We start from the raw sequence: 18000 nt of genomic DNA, 5'->3' as shown, positions 1-18000 counted from the left end.
AGGGGGGCGGCGCGCCCGCCCCCTTGCTACTTCTTGGCCTTCTCGGCGGCGGCGGCCGAATCGGTGGACAGGGCGGCCACGAACGCCTCCTGCGGCACCTCGACCCGGCCGACCATCTTCATCCGCTTCTTGCCTTCCTTCTGCTTCTCCAGCAGCTTGCGCTTACGGCTGATGTCACCGCCGTAGCACTTGGCGAGCACGTCCTTGCGCATGGCGCGGATGTTCTCCCTGGCGATCACGCGCGAGCCGATGGCCGCCTGGATCGGCACCTCGAACTGCTGCCGCGGGATCAGGTCCTTCAGCTTCTTGGCCATCTCGACGCCGTAGCCGTACGCCTTGTCCTTGTGCACGATGGCGCTGAACGCGTCGACCGGCTCGCCCTGGAGCAGGATGTCCACCTTGACCAGCTCGGACTCCTGCTCGCCCGAGGGTTCGTAGTCCAGCGAGGCGTAACCGCGGGTGCGGGACTTCAGCTGGTCGAAGAAGTCGAAGATGATCTCGGCGAGCGGCAGCGTGTACCGGATCTCGACGCGGTCCTCGGACAGGTAGTCCATGCCGAGCAGCGAGCCGCGCCGGCCCTGGCACAGCTCCATGATCGCGCCGATGTGGTCGGACGGCGCGAGGACCGTGCCCCGCACCACCGGCTCGAAGATCTTGTCGATCTTGCCGGCCGGGAACTCCGACGGGTTGGTGACGGTGAACTCCTTGCCGTCCTCCATCACCACCTGGTAGATCACGTTGGGCGCGGTGGAGATCAGCGAGAGGTTGAACTCCCGCTCCAGGCGCTCGCGCACGATCTCCATGTGCAGCAGGCCGAGGAAGCCGCAGCGGAACCCGAACCCGAGGGCCGCGGACGTCTCCGGCTCATAGACCAGGGCCGCGTCGTTGAGGCGGAGCTTGTCCAGCGCCTCACGAAGCTCGGGGTAGTCGTCGCCGTCGATCGGGTAGAGGCCGGAGTAGACCATCGGCTTGGGGTGCTCGTAGCCGCTGAGCATCTCGGCGGCCGGGCGGACGGCCGAGGTGACGGTGTCGCCGACCCGCGACTGCCGCACGTCCTTCACGCCGGTGATGAGGTAGCCCACCTCGCCGACGCCGAGCCCGGCGGCGGAGACCACCGGCTCGGGCGAGATGACGCCGATCTCCAGCGTCTCGTGCTGCGCCTGGGTGGACATCATGAGCAGTCGCTCGCGCTTGCCCAGGTGCCCGTCGACCACCCGGACGTACGTGACGACGCCGCGGTAGGTGTCGTACACCGAGTCGAAGATCAGCGCCCGCGCCGGCTTGTCGGCCGCGCCGACCGGGGCGGGGATCTCGGCCACCACCTTGTCCAGCAGCTCGCGCACGCCGACGCCGGTCTTGCCGGACACCCGCAGCACGTCCGACGGGTCGCAGCCGATCAGGCCGGCGAGCTCCTCGGCGTACTTCTCGGGCTGCGCGGCGGGCAGGTCGATCTTGTTGAGCACCGGGATGACATGCAGGTCCGCGTTCAGCGCCAGGTAGAGGTTGGCGAGGGTCTGCGCCTCGATGCCCTGGGCCGCGTCCACCAGCAGGATCGCGCCCTCGCACGCCTCCAGCGACCGGGACACCTCGTAGGAGAAGTCCACGTGCCCCGGCGTGTCGATCATGTTGAGCACGTGCTCGACGCCGTCGACCTGCCATGGGAGGCGGACGGCCTGTGATTTGATCGTGATGCCGCGCTCGCGCTCGATGTCCATCCGGTCGAGATACTGAGCCCGCATCTGACGGTCGTCGACGACGCCGGTGATCTGCAGCATGCGGTCGGCAAGCGTGGACTTGCCGTGGTCGATATGCGCGATGATGCAGAAGTTGCGGATCACCGTGGGATCGGTCTGGCCAGGCTGGGTGCGCACCGGGGTCCGTTTCGAGGTAAGGGGCGATCTGCGGCTGGCGTGACAGCCGACCTTCATGGTGACATGTCCAGGTGCTGACCCGGACCACCGCACGATTCGGCGTGCGCCTGCTCGTGCTGACGGCGGCAGTGTTGCTCGCCCTCGTCGGCGTCTTCGCCGCCGCGTTGCGGCTCCAGTTTACCGGGACGCCCGCCGTGTGGGCGAAGAGCAGTGGACATGACGCGCTGTGGCTAGGCCATATGTGGATCGACGGCCGCCGCACCGAGCGCGACGTCCGGGCGCTCGCCGTACGGCTGCGCGGCACCGGCATCCGGGACGTGTACGTCCACGCCGGCCCGTTCGAGAAGGACGGCACCCTCAAGCCAGACAAATATCCAAATGCACGAAATTTCTTGAAATGGTGGGATGAGGCGTTGCCTGATGTTCGGGTTTCCGCCTGGCTCGGGCAGAAGGTGGACGGTTATCTCGATCTGGACGATCCGGCGGCCAGGAAACGCGTGCTGGACGGCGTCCGCGACATCATGGCGGCCGGTTTCGACGGGGTGCACTACAACTTCGAGCCCATCGGGAACGGCGACACGGACTTCCTCGACCTGCTCACCCGTACCCGCGCGCTCCTGCACGGCAGGACGCTGTCCACCTCGACGCCGCAGATCGAGCCCTATCCGGGGATGCGGCCGCTCGCCCGCGGCGTCCTGGGCCGCGACAAGTACTGGTCCCGGGACTTCTTCCGCGAAGTGGCGGAACGCACCGATCAGGTGGCCGTCATGACGTATGACTCCGGTCTCCCGCTTTCCTGGCTTTACGGGGGGCATGTCGCCAGGCAGGCGGAGATCGCGCTGGAGACGGCCCCCGCGCGCACGACCGTGCTGGTCGGCGCGCCCGCCTACCACGACCACGCGGCTCCGTGGAACGACTCGGCCGAAAGCGTCGTGGTCGCCGCAGAGGGCGCGCGGCTCGCCCTCACCGGACACGCCGACCGGAAGGATCGTTTCGGCCTGGCGTTGTACGTCGACTTCGCCGCCACCGACGCCGACTGGGCCGAATACGAGGAGTTCTGGGTCCGGCCGGGCTAGACTGCCCACAGGGCTGACCTGTGGGCGCAGCCAGCTTCGATTTGAGCCAGGCACCCGATGATTGGTAGTCTGTTCAACTGCGTGTGGCGCGCCCTCTCAATCTTGCCCGCGCGCCCCATCCATCGACTTTCCAACCGAGGCTTCTTCGTGGCGAACATCAAGTCCCAGATCAAGCGCAACCGGCAGAACGAGAAGCGCCGGCTGCGTAACAAGTCTGTCAAGTCGTCCCTCAAGACGGCGATCCGCAAGTTCCGCGAGGCCGCCGAGCAGGGCAACGCCGACGAGGCCCTCGCGGCCATGCAGCGCGCTTCCCGCCAGCTGGACAAGGCCGCCAGCAAGGGCGTGATCCACAAGAACCAGGCTGCCAACCGCAAGTCGGCGATCGCCAAGCGCGCCGCCGCCCTGGCCGCCGCCAAGTAGTTCCGCTCTTCCAGCGCCGCATCCCATGAGTGGGAGGCGGCGTTCTGGTTTTTCCACAGGAAAATCCTCTTCAGCGACCGCCGTCCACAGCCCGGTATCGATCCTCCGCCGCCGTCCCGCGGAAGTGTCACGATTTCGATATCACGCGGGCGTCGCCGCCGGATATCGGCTCCATCACCGAGGAGCCGGGCTACTTGCCGCCGGACCACTGGTGACCAAGGGTGCATAACGTCGGCGGCCGGTTCGAGGAGGCGGGTTCATGCGGGGACGGGCACCGCTCATCCTTCGGCGCGCGTTCAATGAGCCGCTGCTGCTTCTCGCCGCCTTCGGCTCCATCCTGCTCGCCACGACCACGCTCGTCGCCCTCACGCTCTACGCCTCGACGATCGCCGACGTGGGAGTCCGCCGGGCGATGGCGACCGCCTCGGTGCACGACGTGTCGGCCACGGTGACCGCCCCGGTCACCGGGGAGGCGCTCCCCGCGCTCGACCGCGCCGTGCGGGAGGCGCTGACCCGCGCCTATCCGGGCGTCCCCACCGCCGTGACGCTGAGCTCCCGCTCCGACTCCTACGCCATGCCCGGCCAGGAGGACCGGGAGACCCCCGAGCTGACCAGGTTCGCCGTCCAGAGCGACCTCCAGCGGCAGGCCCGGCTCCAGTCCGGCGCCTGGCCCGCCGGGTCCCCTCCCGCCTCGCCCGGCGAGTCCCCCGGCGAGTCCTCCGCCGGCGGCGTGCTGGAGGCCGCGCTCTCCCAGCCTGCCGCGCGGGCCATGGGGCTGGCCGCGGGCAGCGAGATCACCGTCGTCGGCCGCCTCGACGACGACCCCGTCAAGGTCCGGATCACCGGCGTCTACACACTGGACGACCCGCTCTCCGACCGCTGGGCCGCCGACCCGCTGCTGACCCGGGGCGTGGAGACGAAGGGCTTCACGACCTACGGGCCGCTGATGGTGGGCGAGGCCGCCTTCCGCGCCCGTTTCGTCACCAACGTGCCCGTCACCTGGACCGCCGTCCCCGACCTGCGCACGCTCTCGCCGGAGCGGTTGCGCCCGCTCGCGGCGTCGGTCGCCGCGCTCACGACCGCCGTGCCCGAGCTGCCCGGCTGCGCCCAGTGCACGGTCGCCGGCGACCTGCCGGGGATGCTCGCCCGCCTCGGCACCGCGGGCCTGGTCGCCCGTTCCACCATGCTGGTGCCGGTCCTGCAACTGCTGCTCCTCGCCTCCTACGCCCTGACGCTCACCGCCAGGCTTCTCGCCGACCACCGGCGCATGGAGGTGGCCCTGCTGCGCTCACGCGGCGCAGGCAGCGTCAGGCTCGCCCTGCTCGCCGGGGGCGAGGCGCTGCTGGTGGCACTGCCCTGCGTGATCATCGCGCCGCTGCTGGCCGCGCCGCTGCTGCGCTTTGTGGGCTCCATCCCGTGGATCGCCGCCTCCGGCGTACGGCTAGCGCCCGGCGTCGGCGCGGCGAGCTTCCTCGTCGCGGCGGCGGTCGCGCTGGCCTGCGCCGTGCTGCTCGCGTTGCCCGCGCTGCGCGGCGCCCGCCTCAGCTATATGGAGGAGCAGTCGGCCCGCGGCCGCGGCGACCGCAGGGGGCTCTTCCAGCGGGCCGGCGCCGACGTGGCGCTGCTCGTGGTCGCCGCGCTGGCCATCTGGCAGCTCCAGCGGTACGGCGCGCCGGTCACCGCGACGGTGGGCGGCGACCTCGGGCTCGACCCGCTGATCATCACCGGCCCGGCGCTGGCGCTGCTGTGCGGCGGCGTGCTCGGCCTGCGCCTGGTGTCGCCGGTCAGCCGCCTGGCCGAGCGGTTCACGGCGAGACGGCCCTCGCTCGCGCCCGCGCTGGGCGCCTGGCAGGTCAGCCGCAGGCCGTTGCGCTACTCCGGGCCCGCGCTGCTGCTGATCATGGCCGTGGCGATCGGCGTGGTGTCGATGACCACCGCCGTGACCTGGCGTGGATCGCAGGACGACCAGGCCAGGCACCAGGCGGGGGCCGACCTGCGGGTCGCGGGCTCCACCGACGGGCAGGAGCTGGGCTCACTCGGCCGCGGCCCGGCCTACGTGGGGCTGCCGGGGGTCGAGTCGTTCAGCCCCGCCTACCACGGCGTCTCGGAGTTCGGCGGTGACGACGCCACGCTGCTCGCGCTCGACGCCGACCGGCTGGGCGCGCTGGTCAAGCTCCGCCCCGACCTCTCCGCCGAACCGCTGGGCACCCTGGCCCGCCGCCTGAGCGCCGCCCGGCCGCCGACGCGCGGGCTGCCGCTGCCGGGCGAGCCCCGGCGGCTCACCCTCGACCTGCGCCTGACCGCCGAGGGGGCGACCGGCGCGCCCGGCCGGATGCCGATCCACATGGTGGTCGTGGACGCGCTGGGCGTGCGCAAGGAGATACCGCTCGGGTCGCCGCGGTCCGGCGCGAGCGAGATGAGCGTGGACCTCTCGGCCCTCGCGGGGCGGTCGGGCCGGCTCGCCTATCCGCTGGCGGTGAGCGCGTTCTCCGCCGACGTGGCCGCGCCGCCGGGCGGTGGCCTCCGTCTCACCGTGGAGCGCGTCCGCACCGATGACGGCACCCTGGTCCCCATGCCGGCGGGCGTCCGCTGGGCGCAGCCGCCGTCCGCCGCCGGCGCGCCGCGGGTGACGGTGGGCGGGGACGGCGCGCTGTTCGGCCTGGAGGTCACGGCCCCGCAGACTCGGGATGGCCGCGCCGACCCTCGGCGGGTGACCTTCCTCGCGGTCCCCGCGGAGACGAGCGACGCCGACCTGTTCGGCGAGCGGGCCCTGGCCGCGCCGCTGCCCGTGGTGGTCACCGGTGAGCTGGCCGCCGCCGAGAAGCTCGTCACCGGCCAGACCGCCACGGTGACGCTGGACCAGACGCCCGTGCCGATCTCGGTCGCCGGGGTCGTCGGCGCGCTGCCCGGCACGCCCGCCGACCGGCCGGCCCTGCTGGTCGACTGGGAGACCCTCCAGGCGCGGGACCTCGCGGCCGGCAGGGCGCCGCGGCCGGCCACGGAGTGGTGGCTCGGCCTGCGCGGCGGCGAGAGCGCCGCCGCGGTCGCGGAGCTGGGGCGGCACCCCGAGTGGGACCAGAGCGTCGTCGACCTCGCCAGCCTCACCCGTCAGTTGCGCGACGACCCGCTGGCGAGCGGCCTCCAGGGGGCGCTGATCCTCGGATTCGTAGCGGCGCTGATCTTCGCCCTGCTGGGGTTCCTGGTCAACGCGGCGGTGGCGGCCAGGGAGCGGGCGGCGGAGTTCGCCGTCCTCCGGGCACTGGGTATGAGCGCCCGGCAGGTTCTCGGGATGCTCGCGGTCGAGCAGGCGTTCCTGATCGGCCTGTCGCTGGCCGCCGGGACCGCGCTGGCCGTCGTGGTGGCCCGCCTCGTGGTGCCGCACATCGTGCTCACCGGCCAGGCGACCACGGTGACCCCGGCGGTGCTGCTCGACATCCCGTGGCTCGCCACCGCCGGTCTGCTGGCCGTGGTCGCCCTGCTGCTGTTCGCCATCGTCGCCGCTCTCGCCCGCACGCTGCGCGGCACAGGCCCAGGCGGCACCCTACGCATCGGGGAGGACGCATGACCCCCCACCCGACCGCCTCGGCAGCCCTCGGGAGCCACCCCCGATCACCCCACCACCCGGCGAACATCCCACTAGCCACCGACCGTGAAAGGCGGGAGGCCAGTCGCGACACGCGGGCCAGCGACCGTGGAACGCGGGAGGCGGGTCGCGACACGCGGGCCGGCGGTCGCCAGACGTGGGAGGCCGGTAGCGGAAGGCGGGAGGCCAGTTGCGACACGCGGGCCGCCGACCGTAAAAGGCGGGAGGTCGGTCGTGACACGCGGGCCGGCGGTTGCCAGACGTGGGAGGCCCGTTGTGGGAGGCGGGAGCGTGTGGTGGGCGTCTGCACGCCGAGGAGGCGGCGGTGAGCGTTTTCACGCTGGTGCGGGCGCACCGGGGGGCCTCCGCCGTGCTCGCGGCGCTGGTGTTCAGCGCCGCCCTGCTCGTCTCCGCCGTGCCGCGGGCCATGCAGGCCGCCTACGACGACGCGTTGCACCGTTCGATGGCCGAGGCGTCCGTCAGCCAGACCGACCTGCTGGTGACGGTGCCGAGCAACGCGATGCACCTTGCCCGGCAGGAGGACTTCACCGAGCGGAGCGCCCGGTGGCAGCGGCTGCTGCCGGCCGAGCTGGCCGCGGTGGCCGACCGCGGCCCCGCCTCGCGCGCGCATGCCGGCGCCAAGACCTACGACACGCCCGTGGGCGGCCGCGTCGGCCCCGGTTACCGCAACCACCAGTACGTCAACGTCGCCTGGCTGTCCGGCGCCGACCGCCGCGTGCGTTACGTCGAAGGGACGCCGCCCGGCCCGCCAGGCACCCTGACCGTGCCGGGCCGCCCGGAGTTCCGCGAGATCCCCCGGGTGGACCTCGCCCTGACCAGGGAGGCGGCCCGGAAGCTGGACACGCCGGTGGGCACCGTGCTGCTCCTCGGCAACAGCGACACCATCGCCGCCCGGATCACCGGGTTGTTCGAGCCGGTCGACCCGGCCGACGGCTTCTGGCTGCACAACTCCGACGTGCTGAACGTCGTGGCCGAGCGGATCCCCGGCGGCGACGGCGACGAGACGCACGCCACCGGCCTGACCCACGCCGGGAGCCTGAGCGTCCTGAAGGGCTACGAGCGCGACCTGTCGTACTTCTGGGTCCTCCCCGTGCGACAGAGCGCGGTGACCGCACGCAACGCGCGAAGCCTGATCGGGGCGGTCGCCGATTACAAGGGCGTGATCGCCGGCGACCGCACGGACGCCGATTCCCCGGCCGGGCGCACCGGGGTGACGCCGCCCTACACCGCGCGGACCGGCCTGGACACCGTGCTGTCGGACCATCTGCGGCGGCAGAGCAGCGCGGAGGCGTTGCTGCTGCTCATCCTGGGCGGGCTCGCCGGAGTGGCGCTGGGCGTGATCGCGCTCGCCGTCCAGTTGCTGACCGGGCGGGCGCGGCCGGCCCTCGGGCTGATGCGGGCCCGGGGCGGCTCGCTGCGCCAGGTCGTCGCGGCCGGCGTCTGGCCGGTCGTCCTGGTGGCCGCGCCCTCGGCGCTTCTCGGCTTCGCGGCGGCGGCCCTGGTCCCCGGCGCCGCCACCCCGGTCGTCTACGCCGGGCCGCCCGCGATCGTGGCGGCCGCGGCCGGGTTCGCGGCCGTGCGGATCGCCGTCGAGCATCGCCGGCCTCTGCGTGACGGCCGCACCGACGTCGTGGCCCGCCGTCCCTCGCCGCGCCGGGTCACGCTGGAGGTCATCGTCGTCGTCCTGGCGCTCGCCGGGGCTTACCTGCTCCGCGCCCGCGGTCTGACCACCGGTGTCTCCGAGCAGGGCACCGATCCCTACCTGATGCTGGTACCGGTCGCCCTCACGGTGGCCTGCGCGCTGGTCACGCTGCGCCTGTACCCGTATCCGCTGCGGCTGATCGCCCGGCTGGCCACCCGGGGGCGCGGCGCGGTGCCGTTCCTGGGGCTCACGCTCACCGCGCGGGCCGGGGTCCAGTCGGCGCTGCCGGTGCTGATCCTGCTGCCCGCGCTGACCGTGTCGGTCTTCGCGGCGGTGGTCTCCGGCGGCCTCGACGCCACCCAGCGCGACGCGGCGTGGCAACGGGCCGGGGCGGACGCGCGCGTCGAGAGCGCGGTGGAGATCCCGCAGGCGGCGATCGAGCGGGTCCGGAAAGTGCCGGGGGTGCGGGCGGTGGTGCCCGCGTCGCGCGGGAGGGTCCAGATCGGCGGCGGCGGCAGGTACGGCACAGCGCTGGCGGTCGACCTGGCCGCCTACCGCTCGGCCCTGGCCGGCACCCCGCTGGCCGTGCCCGGCCCACCGGCCGACGTCCCGGCTCCGCAGGTCCCGGCCCTGGTCAGCCCCGACCTGGCCGGAAACGAGCGGTTGCAGATCGGCTGGCAGACCAGGATCACGCTGGTGCCCCGGGGCACCGTCGTGGCGCTGCCCGCCCTCGGCCGGGAGCTGCGGGACACCGTCGTCGTCCCGCTCGACGCCAACGAGCGCGCGGGCAGCCGCACGGTGGTCAACATGCTGATCGTCCAGGGGGCCGGGCTCGACGCCGAGCGGTTGCGGGCGGCGCTCGCCCTGCCCTCGCCGCCGACGGTCACCACGTTCGACGCCGAGCTGGCCGAGATCACCGCCATCCCGCTGGTCGGCGCGATCCGGACGACCCTGCTGGTGGTGACCGCCGCGCTGGGCTGCTACGCGCTCGCCGCGGTGAGCGTCGCGCTGGTGATCGGCGGCGCGGAGCGCGGCACGGCGCTGTCCTACCTGCGCACCCTGGGGCTGTCCGAGCGGCAGGCGCGGGCGGTCACCGTGCTGGAGGTCGCGCCGGTGATCGTGCTCCCGTCGCTGGCGGGGCTGCTCCTCGGGCTGAGCCTGCCCGCGCTGCTCGGCCCCGGCATCGATCTGAGCGTCTACACGGGCGAGGTGGCCGTGGGCGGCTATCCCCTCGACCTCGTCACCCCGACGCTGCTCGCCGCCGGCCTGACGGTGGTGGCGGTGCTCGGCGCGTTCACGCACGCCGCCGTCACCCGGCGGCGATCCCTCGGCTCCGTTCTGCGAGTAGGTGATTGACGGACATGGACACTCCGACGCTCTCCGAGCTGGAGGCGCAGGCCGTACGCGAGAGGCCGGTCTTCGGCGAGGGCGCGCACATCCTGTGCGACAACCTGGTGCGGATCTTCAAGACCGAGGGCGTCGAGGTGGTCGCCCTCCAGGGACTGGACCTGCTCATCGAGAAGGGCGAGCTGATCGCCATGGTGGGCGCGTCCGGTTCCGGTAAGTCGACGCTGCTCAACGTGCTGTCCGGGCTCGACGTGCCGACGGCCGGCGTGGCGCGGGTGGCCGGGGTCGACCTGCTCTCCATGACGGCCAAGGACCGGCTCCGCTACCGCAGGGAGACTGTCGGCTTCATCTGGCAGCAGACCGCGCGCAACCTGATCCCCTACCTGACGGCCCGGGAGAACGTGTCGCTCCCCATGCGCCTGGCGGGCAACCGCGCCCCGAGGTCGCGGGCCGACGAGCTGCTGGAGTTGCTGGAGGTGTCCTACTGCGCCGACCGCCGCCCAGGGGAGATGTCCGGCGGCGAGCAGCAGCGGGTGGCCATCGCCGTCGCGCTCGCCAACTCGCCGGAGGTCGTCCTGGCCGACGAGCCCACGGGCGAGCTCGACAGCGAGTCCTCCGAGGAGGTCTTCGCCGCGTTGCGCAAGGCCAACAGGGAGCTGGGGGTCACCGCCGTGATCGTCACCCATGACGAGCTGGTCTCCGAGCGGGTGGACCGCACCATCGGCATCCGCGACGGCCGGACCAGCAGCGAGACCCTGCGCCGCACGTCCGAGGACGGCGGAACGGTCGCACGCGAGTACGCCGTGCTGGACCGGGTGGGCCGCCTCCAACTGCCACGCGACTTCATGAGCTCGCTCAACATGGAGCGCCGGGTCCGCCTGGAACTGGAACACGACCACATCGGCGTATGGCCGGAGGGCTCAAACGACGAGCCATCAGAGGACGGACGATGAGCCAGGCGGGGCCGATGGGGGCGTTGGGTCGATGATGGCCTCGGGTTCGGTAGGGGCTGTCGGTCCGGTAGAGGGGGCGGATTCGGCTGGGGCGCTGGGTTCGTTTGGGGCGATTGGAACTGCATGGGGCGCAAGTTCTGTAAGCGCCCCACGTCCTGCAAGGTCCGTAGGTTCTACCAAGGCCGCAGGTTGGGCGGCGATGGCCGGTTCGGCGGAAGCCGCACGTCGGCGGGGGGCGGCGGGTTTGGCAGGGGTGAGTACTTCCGCTGAGGCCTCACGCCCAGCGGAGGTGGCCAGTGCGGCGGAGGCCTCACGCTCGGCGGAGGTGACTGGTTGGGCGGAGGCCGCATGTTCTGTGGGGGCGGCCGGTTTGGTAGGGGTGAGTGCTTCGGCAGAGCCCGCACGCTCAGCCGAGCTGGCCGGCGCAGCGGAGGCCTCACGATCGGCGGGCGCGGCTGGTTTGGCGGAGGCCGCATGTTCGGCGGGGGTGGCGGGTTCGGTGATGTGGGTGGCGAGGGTTCGGAGGGGTGGGCTATGAGTGAGCCGTTGGTTGTCGTTGAGGGGCTGCGGAAGGTTTACCGGTCCGGGCCGAAGGAGGTGGTGGCGCTCAAGGAGGTCTCGTTCGAGGCGCGGCCGGGTGAGCTGATCGCGATCCGCGGGCGTTCGGGTTCGGGGAAGACCACGCTGCTCAACCAGATCGGCGGGCTGGACCGGCCGGATGCCGGGCGGGTCGTCGTGGCCGGGCAGGAGGTCACCGCGCTGCCCGAGGACGGGCTGCTGGCGCTGCGCCGGGACGTTGTGGGATTCGTGTTCCAGTCCTTCGGCCTGATTCCGGTGCTGTCCGCGGCCGAGAACGTCGGGGTCCCCATGCGGCTGGCCCGGGTACCCGCCGCCGAGCGCGACGATCGTGCGCGGACACTACTGTCTCTTGTCGGCCTGGACCGCCAGGCGGCTCAGCGTCCGTACGAGCTGTCCGGCGGGCAACGGCAGCGGGTCGCCATCGCCCGCGCCCTCGCCAACCGCCCCCGCCTGCTCATCGCCGACGAGCCCACCGGCCAACTCGACTCCCAGACCGGCCGCCAGATCATGCAACTGATCCGCACCCTGGTCCACAACGATGGCCTGACCGCCCTGGTGGCCACCCACGACCCCACCCTGATCACCCTCGCCGACCAGGTCCTGCACATCCACGACGGCACCCTCACCCCCTCCTCCACTCTGGACAGCCCCCAGCAGACAACCGCCCAGGGCGCACGTTGAGGACGTGGGATGTGGTCGTGCTGAGGGAGTTCAGGGGTGGGTGGGGGTGGTCTTGAGGGCGTAGCCGAAGTAGGTGACCTGGGGGCTGGCGTTGGGGGCTAGTTCGAAGCTGACCATCGGGGGGATCTGCTCGTCGGTGATCTCGCCGCGGCGGCGGGCGATGGCGGCCTTGACGAGGTTGCGCGGGTCGTCGGGCTTGAAGCCGCAGATGTCCTCGTTGCGGAGACCGTGCCGGTTGAGCTCGGCCGCGAGTTCGGCCGGCGGGCGCAGCCGTGCGGCGGCGTAGCGTCCGGCCGGCATGATGCGGGTCATGGGCAGCGCCTGGAACGCGCCGAGGTAGATCAGGCGGGACACCACGGTCCTGTTGACGGTGTCGTAGAGGAGCAGGCCGCCGGGCTTGAGGACCCGGCCGGCCTGCTTGACCACGCGGCCGAGGGCCGGGGTGATCTCGAAGGTGTCGGCGTAATAGGCGACGTCGAACGATTCGTCGTCGAAGCCCGGGGCCTCGGCGGGCGCGGTCTCGTACACGATGCCGGGGTACTCGCGCTCGTTCGCCTCGCGGGCCAGCGCGGTGGCCGTGGCGGACGGGTCCACGGCGACGACGTCGAAGCCCAGCCGGGCCAGGCCCGCGGCCAGCAGACCGCGACCGCTTCCCACCACCAGGGCCCGCCGCCCGGTCGCGTCCAGGCCGAGCCGCCGCAACACACCCGTCACGTACTCGATCCGTACGTCCTGGAAGGCGACGGCCCTGATCTGCCGTCCGTCCACTGCACCCGGTAACCGTGAGTCCAGTTCGATATGCGGGGTGACCGCCATCGTCCCCTCCTCCGTTTGGAGTTTCCTCAGGGAACCTAACATGCAAGAAGTTCCCTCAGGGAACCTGGATACAATCGACGGGTGACCAGAACCTCGCTCGCGGACGTGGCCTGCTCGATCGCCCGCGCCACCGATCTGTTCGGGGACGCGTGGACCGCGTTGATCATGCGTGACGTGTTGTGCGGGATCACCCGGTTCGACGACCTGGCCAACGATCTCGGGATTTCGCGCAAGATCCTGGCGGCACGGCTGGCCCGGCTGGTCGAGGAGGGCGTTCTCGCCCGCGAGCGGTACCAGGAGCACCCGCCCCGCGAGCACTACCAGGCGACGGAAAAAGGCAAGGAGCTCTACCCCGTGCTCCTCGCCCTGATGAACTGGGGCGACCGCTGGTACGCGGGCCCGGCCGGGCCGCCCGCCCGGATCCATCATCTGACCTGCGATCAGGACACCACGCCCGTGGCCACCTGCGCCCACTGCGGCGGTCCCCTCACCGTGGACAACACCACCCAGCTCCCCGGCCCCGGCGGTCGCATCGGCCCCGGCACCCACGTCCTCGGCCCGCTCATCGCCTCCCGCCACCAGAGGAGACCCTCCGCATCGGCGTGAACGACCCCGAGCACGCCGAACACCGCCGCGGCCGGTCGTGGGCGATGACGGGTGGGGGTCAGCGGCCGGTGCGGCTGGCCACGATGGTCTAGACGGCCTGTTACAGGGCGTGAGCGATGACAGGTGGGGGTCAGCGGCCGGTGCGGCTGGCCACGATGGTTTGGACGGCGTGTTCCAGGGCGTAGGCGGGGTCGGCGCCGCCGCCCTTGACCTGTTCGTCGGCGACGGCGACGGCCTGGATGGCGCGCGCGATGCCCGTCGGGCCCCAGCCGTTGAGCTGGCGTTTCACCCGGTCGACCTTCCAGGGCGGCATGCCGAGCTGACCGGCGAGCTGACCGCCGCGTACGTTTCTGGGGGCCCCGCCCACCTTCGCGAGCGACCTCAGCCCGCCCGCAAGCGCGCTGACCAGGAGCACCGGGGCCACGCCTGTGGACAGCGCCCACCGTAGTTGCTCCAGCGCGTCGGCCAGGCGGCCTTCGACGGCGGCGTCGGCCACGGTGAAACCGCTGACCTCGGCGCGGCCGCGGTGGTATCGCGCGACATCCGCCGCGCCGATGCCCTTCTTGTCGGTGGGCGTGTCGAAGACGAGCTGGCCGCACGCCGCGGCCAGCTCGCGCAGGTCGCTCCCGACCGCGTCGAGCAGGGCCTGCGCCGCGTCCGGCGCGATCGTACGGCCGGCCCGCTTGATCTCCGTCTTGATGAAGTCGAGCCGCTCCCCCGGCTTGGTCATCTTGGACACGGTGACGACGTGCGCGCCGGCCTTCTTCACCCCGTCCACCAGGGCCTTGCCCTTGACGCCTCCGGGATGGAGGAGGACCAGCCATATGTCCTCGGACGGGCGGGCGGCGTAGGCGACGACCTCGGCGATCACGTCCTTCGTGAGGTCCTGGGCCGACCTGATCACCACCACGGATCTATCGCCGAAGAGCGAGGGCGAGGCCAGTCTGGTCAGCTCTCCGTGCTCGACCTTGGAACCGCTCAGGTCGTGGGCCTCCGTGCCGGGCTCGGCCTCCCGCGCGGCGGCCACCACCGCGTTCGCGGCCCGCTCCGCGAGCAGCTCCTCGTCGCCGATCACCAGGGTCACGGGTGCGGGTGTCGTCGCCATGCGCAGAGCATGCCACGCCGACCCCCCGGACCGTGAACCCGACCGACGGGCCCGGCTCAGCGTCCCAGGGTGCTCACGCCCCACAGCTCGGCGATGCGCCCCTCGCGCACGCGGAAGATCTCCAGCATGGTGGGCGGCTCTCCGGTGGCCGCCGCAGTCCCGTGGAGGGTCGTCCGCACGGCGGCCCTGTCGCCGTCGGCGAGCATGTCCTGAACGGTGACCCGGATGCCGGGGAAGGCGGCGAAGAGCTTGGCCCAGGCGCCGGTCACGGCCTCGACGCCGGTGGTGCCGAGCGGGTGGCTGACGAATCCCGGCGACAGGATCGTCTCCAGGGCCGCGAGGTCGCGGGCGTTGAACGCCTCGTACATGCGGTGACCCACGGCCTTCGGATCCTCCGTCATCTCAACCGTTCCCTTCCTGTGTTTCGGCGGCGATGCGGTCCGCATTGGAGCTCAGCCGCTCCAGCGCGCGCAGCACGGCCTCCCGCTCTTCGGGGGTGACGCCGTCGAGGAGCCGTACCTGGTAGTCCTGGTGCCTGCGGGCGAGGTCGGCGGCCACCCGCTCGCCGACGGGCGTGAGACGGGCCAGCGTGTAGCGGTTGTCGCCCGGGTCGACGCGCCGGGTGAGCATCCCCTCGGCCTCGAACTCCTTGACGAGGCGGGTCACGCTCGCCCCGTCCAGCGCCAGGAGGCGCCGCAGCTCGCTGTGACTGGTCTCGCCCGTCCGCCACAGCCGCATCAGCACCATGAGACGCGGCCCGCTCATCCCCACGTGCCGCGCGAACGCCTGACGGATCTTCGCGTACCCGGAGCCCAGCCCGGCGAAGAACCTGTCCTCCGAGGTCTCCACATATCCTCCCAACGGCTGATAGTTGATATCACTAACTATTGAGCAAATCAAGAGTTGGCCAGATCATGGACCGTTCCGCGGGTGAGGATCGCGAGCCCGTCGCCCTCGTCGACGACGGCGATGTCGCCCAGCAGGTCGGTGCGGTGGATCCGGGTGCCCTGGAGGCCGAGCCGGGCGAGCGTGACGGGGGCGGGGTGGCCGTAGTCGTTGCCGGCTCCGACGCTGATCAGTGCCGCGCGGGCCCCGGTGGCCGCCAGGAAGGCGGGATCCTGCCGGGCCGCGCCGTGGTGCGGCACCTTGAGGACGTCGACCCGGGGGACGCCGCGGCGCACCAGCTCCGCCTGGGTCTCGGTCTCGATGTCGCCGCTCAGGAGCGCCGAACCGGACGCCCAGCGCACGTGCACGACGACGCTCCCGTTGTTCGCCTGGGCGCCCTCCCCGGCTCCGGCGGGCACGGCGTCGCCGTACGGGGCCAGGACCGTGATGTCGGAGGGACCGAAGCGCCAGCGGGTACCCGCCGTCACCGGGGTCACTGGCACGCCGCGCCTGGCGAGGTCCGCGTACAGCCTCCCCTCCGCAGTGCCGGAAGCGGGCAGGCTCCCGCTCGCCATACCGGAAGCGGACAGGCTCGGGTCTGTGGTGCCGGAAACGGGCAGGCTCGGGTCTGTGGTGCCGGAAACGGGCAGGCTCGGGTCTGTGGTGCCGGAAGCGGGCAGGCTCGGGTCTGTGGTGCCGGAAGCGGGCAGGTTCCCCTCCGGGGTGCCGGGGGCGGGGTGGCCGACGGCCGCCGCGTGGACGGTTCGGCCGCGTAGGACGCCCGCCAGCCCTCCCACATGGTCGGCATGCGGATGGGTGAGGATGAGCAGCGGGATCTCCTGGACGCCGAGGTCGCGCAGGCAGCGGTCCACCAGCAAGGGATCGGCCCCGGCGTCCACCACGACGCCCCGGCCCGGACCGGCGGCGACCACGAGCGCGTCGCCCTGCCCGACGTCGCAGGCGACGAGCAGCCAGCGGCCGGGCGGCCACGACGAGACCGCCGGGCCGAGGGCGAAGACGGCCACGAGGGCCCCGCAGGCCAGGGCCGGACCGAGGCGGCGGCCGACGGGATGGCGCAGCACGGCGACCAGGAGCGCGACCGCCACGGCGAGCAGGGCCAGGCCCGCCAGGCCGCCGGGCCAAGGCACGGACGCCGCCGGTTGTGCGGCGGCTCGCGATGCCACCCAGATGATCCACCCGGTGGCGAGCCCGGCCGGGCGGACGAGGAGCCGGGCCGCCTCCAGGTGGACCGGGGCGAGCAGCGTGGCGGCGAAGCCCAGCAGGGTCGCGGGGGCGACGGCGGGACCCGCGAGCAGGTTGGCTGGGACCGCCACCGGCGAGAGCTGCCCGGCCAGCAGCACCAGCACCGGCGTGACGGCCGCCTGAGCGGCGAGCGGGATGGTGATGACCTCGGCCAGCCAGCGGGGCAGCCGCACGGCCATCCGGTCCCGCCAGCGCGGCGCCAGCAGCAGGATCCCGCCGGTGGCGCATACGGACAGGGCGAAGCCGTACGAACGGGCCAGGGCGGGATCGAAGAGGACCAGCCCGAGCACCGTGACCGACAGGGCCGCCACGCCGTCCCTGGAGCGGCCGGTGCCGAGCGCGACCGCCGCGACCAGGCCCATGAACAGCGCCCGCAGCACGCTCGGCGAGGGCCTCGCGACGACGGCGAAGGCGACCATCGCGACCGCCGCGAGCGCGGCCCTGACGGCCAGCGGCATCCCGCCGAGGCGGCCGAGCGCCAGGGCGGCGCCCGCGACGATCGACAGATTGGTGCCGCTGACCGCGGTCAAATGCGCCAGGCCCGCGGTGCGGAAGTCGGCCCTGACGTGCTCGTCCATCCGGGAGACGTCGCCGACGACGAGGCCGGGGAGCAGCCCGCGCTGGTCCGGCGGCAGCACGTCGGACGCCGAGCGCAGCCCGGCGCGGAGCACGCCCGCCGCCCGCTGGATCGCGCTGGGCAGGGTGAGCGTCTCCGGTGTGCCGCGCACGAGCAGCACTCCGGCGAGCAGCTCGCCCTCCTCAGCCGGGGCCAGCCGTCCGCTCACCTTGAGACGCTGGCTGGGCAGCAGCCCCCGCCAGGCGCCTCCCGAGGCGAACACGAGCACCGGGGCGCGCACCGCGTACCTCGCCCCGGCGGTCTCCAGCGCCTCGATCCTGGCGTCGGCGACCACGCTCTCCCCGCGGAACCCGGTGCCCTTCGGCGGCAGCACCCGTGGATCGCCGGTGAGCACGATCTCGGCGCTCACCGGCCGGTTGGCGCGCGCCGCGTCGGCGACCGGCCCGGTGCCGACGGCGTGCACCCGGAACGCCACCGACGCGGCCGCGGCCGCCGCGCACGCCAGCACCGCAGCGCCCACCCGCAGCCACCCGCCGCCCACGCCCGGTCCGCACCCCCTCAAAGCCCCCAGGCCC

13 protein-coding genes are annotated in these 18000 nt (G+C 72.8%); 7 read left to right on the top strand and 6 right to left on the bottom strand.

Going from position 1 to position 18000, the window contains the following annotated elements; translation table 11 throughout:
• Window positions 1–26: 26 nt before the first annotated feature.
• On the bottom strand, window positions 27–1871 hold the full coding sequence (gene lepA, locus QSK26_RS18280) for a translation elongation factor 4 (protein ID WP_285776371.1): 1845 nt from the start codon (window positions 1869–1871) through the stop codon (window positions 27–29).
• A gap of 71 nt (window positions 1872–1942) precedes the next feature.
• Between lepA and QSK26_RS18275 the strand changes: the two genes are divergently transcribed.
• From QSK26_RS18275 to QSK26_RS18250, 6 genes are all read left to right on the top strand, one after another.
• On the top strand, window positions 1943–2947 hold the full coding sequence (locus tag QSK26_RS18275) for a glycoside hydrolase family 18 protein (protein ID WP_285776370.1): 1005 nt from the start codon (window positions 1943–1945) through the stop codon (window positions 2945–2947).
• 147 nt (window positions 2948–3094) lie between these two features.
• Window positions 3095–3367 (top strand): 30S ribosomal protein S20, encoded by a 273-nt coding sequence (gene rpsT / locus QSK26_RS18270; RefSeq protein ID WP_285776369.1) that lies wholly within the window; start codon window positions 3095–3097, stop codon window positions 3365–3367.
• Window positions 3368–3626: 259 nt separating this feature from the next.
• Window positions 3627–6932, top strand: coding sequence for an FtsX-like permease family protein (locus QSK26_RS18265; RefSeq protein WP_285776368.1), 3306 nt, complete (start codon window positions 3627–3629; stop codon window positions 6930–6932).
• A gap of 343 nt (window positions 6933–7275) precedes the next feature.
• Entirely contained in the window at window positions 7276–9969 is a 2694-nt protein-coding gene (locus tag QSK26_RS18260) for an FtsX-like permease family protein (protein ID WP_285776367.1), read from the top strand.
• Between the two features lie 5 nt (window positions 9970–9974).
• Entirely contained in the window at window positions 9975–10913 is a 939-nt protein-coding gene (locus QSK26_RS18255; RefSeq protein ID WP_285776366.1) for an ABC transporter ATP-binding protein, read from the top strand.
• A gap of 534 nt (window positions 10914–11447) precedes the next feature.
• Complete coding sequence (locus QSK26_RS18250) at window positions 11448–12173, top strand: ABC transporter ATP-binding protein (RefSeq protein ID WP_285776365.1); 726 nt, start codon at window positions 11448–11450, stop codon at window positions 12171–12173.
• A gap of 30 nt (window positions 12174–12203) precedes the next feature.
• On the opposite strand, the gene QSK26_RS18245 is transcribed toward QSK26_RS18250, so the two are convergent.
• On the bottom strand, window positions 12204–12941 hold the full coding sequence (locus QSK26_RS18245; RefSeq protein ID WP_285776364.1) for a class I SAM-dependent methyltransferase: 738 nt from the start codon (window positions 12939–12941) through the stop codon (window positions 12204–12206).
• 129 nt (window positions 12942–13070) lie between these two features.
• Here QSK26_RS18245 and QSK26_RS18240 point away from each other — a divergent pair, with 129 nt between their 5' ends.
• Window positions 13071–13595: a winged helix-turn-helix transcriptional regulator gene (locus QSK26_RS18240; protein ID WP_285776363.1), complete on the top strand. Its 525-nt coding sequence runs from the start codon at window positions 13071–13073 to the stop codon at window positions 13593–13595.
• Between the two features lie 130 nt (window positions 13596–13725).
• Here QSK26_RS18240 and holA read toward each other — a convergent pair whose 3' ends face one another.
• The 4 genes from holA to QSK26_RS18220 are packed head-to-tail and all read right to left on the bottom strand — an operon-like array spanning window position 13726 to window position 17966.
• The gene (holA, locus tag QSK26_RS18235) at window positions 13726–14700 is read right to left on the bottom strand and encodes a DNA polymerase III subunit delta (RefSeq protein WP_285776362.1); all 975 of its coding nucleotides are present in this window, start codon (window positions 14698–14700) and stop codon (window positions 13726–13728) included.
• A gap of 56 nt (window positions 14701–14756) precedes the next feature.
• A complete protein-coding gene (locus tag QSK26_RS18230; protein WP_285776361.1) occupies window positions 14757–15101 on the bottom strand; it encodes an ester cyclase in 345 nt (114 codons plus the stop codon).
• Window position 15102: 1 nt separating this feature from the next.
• Complete coding sequence (locus QSK26_RS18225; RefSeq protein ID WP_285776360.1) at window positions 15103–15549, bottom strand: MarR family winged helix-turn-helix transcriptional regulator; 447 nt, start codon at window positions 15547–15549, stop codon at window positions 15103–15105.
• Window positions 15550–15596: 47 nt separating this feature from the next.
• A complete protein-coding gene (locus QSK26_RS18220) occupies window positions 15597–17966 on the bottom strand; it encodes a ComEC/Rec2 family competence protein (RefSeq protein ID WP_285776359.1) in 2370 nt (789 codons plus the stop codon).
• Window positions 17967–18000: the final 34 nt, after the last annotated feature.

Origin of the sequence: Microtetraspora sp. NBRC 13810, assembly GCF_030268685.1 — a bacterium.
Lineage (GTDB): Bacteria > Actinomycetota > Actinomycetes > Streptosporangiales > Streptosporangiaceae > BSRQ01.
This window is presented reverse-complemented; position numbering and strand designations above follow the sequence as displayed.

Coding starts and splice junctions, on each gene's coding strand:
- holA (WP_285776362.1), bottom strand. CDS start 14,700: ATGGCGACGACACCCGCACCCGTGACCCTGGTGATCGGCGACGAGGAG.
- QSK26_RS18255 (WP_285776366.1), top strand. CDS start 9,975: ATGGACACTCCGACGCTCTCCGAGCTGGAGGCGCAGGCCGTACGCGAG.
- QSK26_RS18230 (WP_285776361.1), bottom strand. CDS start 15,101: ATGACGGAGGATCCGAAGGCCGTGGGTCACCGCATGTACGAGGCGTTC.
- QSK26_RS18250 (WP_285776365.1), top strand. CDS start 11,448: ATGAGTGAGCCGTTGGTTGTCGTTGAGGGGCTGCGGAAGGTTTACCGG.
- QSK26_RS18265 (WP_285776368.1), top strand. CDS start 3,627: ATGCGGGGACGGGCACCGCTCATCCTTCGGCGCGCGTTCAATGAGCCG.